At 70.0% G+C, this 4,598-nt stretch carries 3 protein-coding genes; 1 reads left to right on the top strand and 2 read right to left on the bottom strand.

Annotated features, from left to right (window positions below; genetic code table 11):
* Together ACWGIU_RS30485 and ACWGIU_RS30480 are read right to left on the bottom strand one after the other, a co-directional pair.
* Nucleotides 1–481: acetyl-coenzyme A synthetase N-terminal domain-containing protein (locus tag ACWGIU_RS30485; RefSeq protein ID WP_453711194.1), on the bottom strand; the 481-nt coding region annotated here is incomplete at its 3' end.
* 159 nt (nucleotides 482–640) lie between these two features.
* A complete protein-coding gene (locus ACWGIU_RS30480; RefSeq protein WP_453711192.1) occupies nucleotides 641–3,064 on the bottom strand; it encodes a SulP family inorganic anion transporter in 2,424 nt (807 codons plus the stop codon).
* 234 nt (nucleotides 3,065–3,298) lie between these two features.
* Here ACWGIU_RS30480 and ACWGIU_RS30475 point away from each other — a divergent pair.
* On the top strand, nucleotides 3,299–4,598 hold a 1,300-nt coding region (locus tag ACWGIU_RS30475; protein ID WP_453711190.1), incomplete at its 3' end, for a hypothetical protein.

Here is a 4,598-nt window from a genome sequence, read left to right as displayed (position 1 = left end):
CCTCGGGGATCATCGGCAGGTAGACGGCGACCCGGTCGCCCTTGCGGACGCCCAGCTCGGTCAGGGCGTTGGCGGCCTTGGAGACCTCGTCCTTGAGCTCGGCGTAGGTGATCGCGCGGCTGTCCCCGGGCTCACCCTCGAAGTGGATGGCGACGCGGTCGCCGTTGCCCGCCTCGACGTGGCGGTCCACGCAGTTGTACGCGACGTTGAGCTTGCCGTCCGCGAACCACTTCGCGAAGGGCGGGTTCGTCCAGTCGAGGGTCTCGGTCGGCTCGGTGACCCAGGTCAGCCTCCGGGCCTGCTCGGCCCAGAAGCCCAGCCGGTCCGCGTCGGCCTGTGCGTACGCAGCCTCGGTCACGTTGGCGGCGGCGGCCAGATCGGCGGGCGGTGCGAACCGCCGCTCCTCCTTGAGCAGATTGGCCAGGCTCTCATTGCTCACGACATCTCCCTTTCCCAGGGTGTCCGTTGTGTCCCCGGGCATAGCTCATCAGTCAGCGGCCCGGGTGACAAGGGGCAACCGAGAATTGGTTTAGACCTATATCATGATCTGGCCCGTGCGAGGACGGAGTGCGAATGGCCCCTCCCCGCCGCAGGGGCGGGAAGGGGCCAAACGATTGCACGAATACGGGAGGGTATCGGTTCAGACGTGCTGGCCCACGCTCCCGAAGACCCGGCAGTCGAAGAAGTCCTCGCCCTCGGACAGCAGATAGGCCTGCGCCTCACCCACGTGGAAGTACATCCCGTGCAGCTCGAGCGTGCCCTCGGCGAGCCGCCTGGCCACCGATTCGTGAGCCCTCAGATGCTCCAGCTGCTGGACCACATTGGTCAGGCACAGCTGCTCCACCGCGTCCGCCGGGAGTCGACCCGCGATCCGGGCCCAGGCGTGGTCGCGGCTGGCCATCCGCTCCAGGCTGGGCAGCCCGTGCTTCAGCCAGCGGCGCAGCGGGGTCATCGGGGCGCCGGGGGTGGAGGAGAGCAGGGCCTGCATGGCCCCGCAGCCCGAGTGCCCGCACACCGTGATGCTGTCCACCTGCAGCACGTCCACGGCGTACTCGATGGCGGCGGCTACGGAGTCGTCGGTGGACTCCGCGCCGGGCAGCGGGACCAGATTGCCGACATTGCGGACCGTGAACAGGTCACCGGGGCCGCTGGCCGTGATCATGCTGGTCACCAGGCGGGAGTCCGCGCAGGTGAGGAAGAGCTGCGAAGGCCGCTGGCCCTCCCGGGCCAGCCGGGCCAGCTCGTCCCGCACGTGGGGTGCGGTGTCGCGCTGGAAGGCACTGATGCCGTTGGCCAGCTGGCCCGCGCCGCGCCGCCGGGGTGCCGTCGGGTCGGCCTGCCCGGGGCCGGCCTCAGCCTCCGCCTCGGTGGCCGCCGCGGCTGCCTCGGCCGCGGTGGCGGTGATCGTACGGGTGCCCGCCGGGCGGTGGTCGCAGTGGTTCTGCCAAGGCGTCCAGGGCCGGCAGCACTGGTGCACCCCGCGGTGTGCGCGGCGGGACCGGTCCGCGTGGTGGCTGGCGTCGGCGGGCCCGTCGTCGGGTGCGGCTCCGGTCACGGCCTCGGGCAGTCGCGCCGACGATCCGGCGCGGCCGGTGACCTCCAGCGAGCCCCCGTGCGCCAGGTGGGAATCCTGCCAGTCGTGCAGCGTCTCGTAGGCCGCGTGGTCCATGAAGGAGCCGTCCAGCTCCACCACCGCGTGCCCGTCGTGCGGGATCTGGTTCAGCACCCGGCTCAGCCGGGGCACCGCGAGGAAGGTCAACTGCCCGCGTGCCCGTACCTGGTGGACCCCGTCGTCCAGTTGCTCCACGGTGATCCGGGTCCGGGCGAGCCGGTGCAGGGCCAGCGCGACGGCCACGGCGATACCGATGGCCACGCCTTCGAGGACCCCGCCCAGGACCACGGCGAGGATGGTCGTGCCGTAGACCACGACCTCCCGATGCCGGGAGACACTGCGCAGGTGCGTGATGCTGACCATCTGCACGCCGACCGCCATCACCAGGGCGGCCAGCGCGGCGAGCGGGATCAGATCGAGGACCGGGACCATCAGCCCGGCAGCGAGCAGGACCCAGAATCCGTGCAGCATGGACGACTTCCGACTGACCGCACCGGACTTGACGTTCGCCACGCTGCGGACGGCCACACCCGTGACGGGCAGCCCGCCCAGCGCTCCGGAGACGATGTTCGCCGCGCCCTGGCCCCGTAGTTCCCGGTTGAGGTCGGCGCGTGGCGGGCGGTTGCCCGTACGCCGTTCGGAGGCGATCAGCTTGTCGGTCGCGACGGCGGAGAGCAGCGATTCCACGCTGCCGACCAGGGTGATGGTCAGTACCGCGGCGATGAGACCGAGGACCGGGCCCTCGGGCAGTTCGGGTAGGGCGTGGCTGCGCCAGGACGGCAGGTCCACCCGCGGCAGACTGAGCCCCGCCAGCGCGGCGAAGGCGGTGGCCGTGGCGACGGCGGCGAGCGCCGCCGGCACCTTGCGCAGGGCGCGGCCCACCCGCCCGGGCAGCCGGGGCCAGCTGAGCAGGACGAGCAGGGTCAGGACGCTGATTCCGAGCGCGACCGGGTGCAGATCGGCCAACTGGCCCGGCAACCCGAGCACGTTGGCCACGGCGTTGCTCTGCGGTGTGCCGCCGAGCACGATGTGCAGCTGAGCCAGCGCGATGGTCACGCCGATGCCGGCGAGCATGCCGTGCACAATGGCCGGGCTGACCATGAGCGCCGACCGGGCGGTGCGCAGCGCGGCGAGGCCGAGCTGGCAGAGGCCGGCGAGCACGGTGATGGCGCAGGTGGTGCGCCATCCGTAGCGCTGGATCAACTCGGCGGTGACCACGGTGAGTCCGGCGGCCGGCCCGCTCACCTGGAGCGGGGCCCCACCGAGCCGCCCGGCGACGATCCCGCCGACTGCCGCCGCGACCAGCCCCGCCTGGAGCGGGGCGCCGGTGGCCAGGGCGATGCCGAGCGAGAGCGGAAGGGCGATCAGGAAGACTGCGATGGAGGCGGATAGATCCGCCGGAAGGTCCTTGCGGATCTCTGGGGTGGTACGTGGGGGGAAGGTGGCTGTCATAGGTTCCCGTCTCCTCTGGGGAGGGGTGAAGCGGCGGGAGTCTCAACACTCGGTAAATGGATGGTAATGGAGAGTAAAGGCGAGTGGGGAATAATAGGGGCAAATGGTCTATGAATTAGCACTCACGGGTGATTAAGCATTTTGTCCGGCTTGTCATACCTCTTCCCGGGCGAATCGCATGGGACGTTGCGGCGCGGAAGTCCGCGATGGAACTGCGAGGGAGAGGTGGGGCGGATGATCGCCGCCACGAAGAAGATCGCCGGCGGCCTGGTCGCCACGGCGCTGGTCCTGGGAGTGGCCGGGTGCAGCACCTCGGAACCCGCCAAGTCCCCGGCTTCCGGGGCCTCGAACGCGCTGAAGGGGCCCGCCGCCCCGGAGGCCCCCGGCAGCGTCAACCGGCCCATCGGTGACGGTTCGACCGCATACACCGGCACGCAGCCGAACGTGCAGAAGCCGCACAAGCTCAAGCCCGGGGAAAAGCCGCCACAGTTCGTGGTGTTCTCGTGGGACGGGGCCGGCGAGGACAGTCAGAAGCTCTTCTCGCACTTCCGGGAGGTCGGCAAGAAGTACAACGCCCGCATGACGTACTTCCTCAGCGGCGTCTACATGCTCCCGGAAGAGAAACGTTCCCTCTATACGGCGCCCCAGCACTCGCCCGGCCGCTCCGACATCGGCTTCGGCGACCTCCAGGGCATCAAGGACACCGCCACCCAGGTCCGTGCGGCCTGGCTGGAGGGAAATGAGATCGGCACCCACTTCAACGGGCACTTCTGCGGCCCCGACGGCGGCGTCGGCACCTGGTCCGTGGAGGAGTGGAAGAGCGAGATCAACCAGGCCAAGGCGTTCGTCAAGAACTGGAAGACCAACTCCGGCCTGAAGGAGCAGGAAGCGCTCCCCTTCGACTACGACAAGGAGCTCATCGGCGCCCGCACCCCGTGCCTCGAAGGCCAGGAGAACTTCATGCTGGCGGCGAAGGACATGGGCTTCCGCTACGACTCGAGCGGCATCAGCAAGCAGATCTGGCCCAAGAAGACGGACGGGCTCTGGGACATCCCGCTCCAGCTGGTGCCCATGCCGGGGCGTGCCTTCGACACCCTGAGCATGGACTACAACTACATGGTCAACCAGTCCGGGACGACCTCACAGGGCGACCCCTCCCAGCACGCCTACTGGGGGGACCAGATGCGCGACGGCCTGCGGGAGGCCTTCGACCGGGTCTACCAGGGCAACCGCGCACCGCTGATCATCGGCAATCACTTCGAGTCCTGGAACGGCGGCACCTACATGCGCGCCGTCGAGGAGTCCATCAAGACCATGTGCACCCAGAAGGAGGTCCGCTGCGTCCCGTTCCGGGAGCTCGTGGACTGGCTGGACGCGCAGGACCCGAAGGCCCTGGAGTGGATGCGCACCCTCGACGTCGGCGAGGCGCCGAAGGAGGGCTGGGCGAAGTTCCTGACCGCGGGGCCGCCGGCGGCGCCGGCCGCCCCCACGGCCGTCAAGCCGGCTGCGGAGCCGGCCGGGGAGAGTGCGGACG

The sequence above is a fragment of the Streptomyces sp. NPDC054840 genome (assembly GCF_053611065.1).
The sequence above is the reverse complement of the archived record's forward strand: the minus strand, read 5'-3'. Positions and strand labels throughout refer to the sequence as shown.

Coding starts and splice junctions, on each gene's coding strand:
- ACWGIU_RS30480 (WP_453711192.1), bottom strand. CDS start 3,064: ATGACAGCCACCTTCCCCCCACGTACCACCCCAGAGATCCGCAAGGAC.